General features: G+C 65.4%; 1 protein-coding gene. It reads right to left on the reverse strand.

The features are described from left to right. Positions 1-19: 19 nt before the first annotated feature. Positions 20-888, reverse strand: a protein-coding gene (locus M8542_RS49790) for an IS5 family transposase (protein WP_257927453.1) whose coding sequence is annotated in 2 segments (ribosomal slippage) — positions 20-514 and positions 517-888 — 867 coding nt in all. Because the reading frame shifts where the segments join, the coding sequence is not laid out codon by codon here. Between the last annotated feature and the right edge of the window lie 51 nt (positions 889-939).

A 939-nucleotide genomic window follows, 5' to 3' on the forward strand; every position in this document is an offset into this window, starting at 1 on the left:
CTAGGAGCTGTCCTGTAAGTCATCGGAGCCAGAGGACGATCGCGGCGATAGTGAGTTCTGCCTGGTAGTAAGCGGCGCGCTTGGCATAGCGGGTGGCCAGGTCGCGGAACTGCTTGAGCCGGTTGAAGCACCGCTCGACCACGTTGCGCTGCTTGTAGATCTCAGCGTCGAAGGCTGGTGGTCGCCCGCCGCGGGAGCCCTTGGCCGCGCGGCGGGCGACCTGATCGTCGCGCTCGGGGCTGACGAAACTGATCCGCCGGTCCCGCATCGCCTCCCGAGTTGAAGGATGCGAATACGCCTTATCCGCGATCACTGTCTCCGGCCGGCATCGTGGACGTCCCGGCCCGAGGCGGGCGACGCTGATGCCGTCCAGCAATGGCACCAGCTGCGGATTGTCTCCTGCCTGGCCTGGTGTCAGCAGGAAACGCATCGGCAGACCACGCCCGTCCACCGCGAGATGGATCTTGGTGCTCAGCCCGCCCCGGGACCGGCCGAGTCCTTCCCCGTCGAGGGCGAGGACGTCGACTCCGTCGCTGCATCCCCCTTTTTCCGGGCGCCAGCAGCATGCTGATGCGCCCGGACCACACTCGAGTCGACCGAAATGATCCACTCAAGGTCGCCGACAGCGTCGTCTTTGACGATCACTCGGTCGAGGATCTTGTTCCAGGTGCCGTCTTTGGTCCACAGCCGCAGCCGTTCATGCGCGGTCTTCCAGGGTCCGTAGCGTTCGGGCAGGTCACGCCACGGGGCACCAGTGCGCAACTTCCACAGAATCGCGTTGATGACCTGGCGGTGATCCCGCCACCGCCGGCCACCGCCTTGCTGCGGTGGCAGCAGCGGCTCGATCACCGCCCACGCTTTATCCGTCAACTCACCGCGACCAACCACCGGACACGACTACCAGAGGTCCAGCTCAACCACTTACAGGACACGCCCTAG

Source organism: Amycolatopsis iheyensis (genome assembly GCF_024703995.1).
GTDB lineage: Bacteria > Actinomycetota > Actinomycetes > Mycobacteriales > Pseudonocardiaceae > Amycolatopsis > Amycolatopsis iheyensis.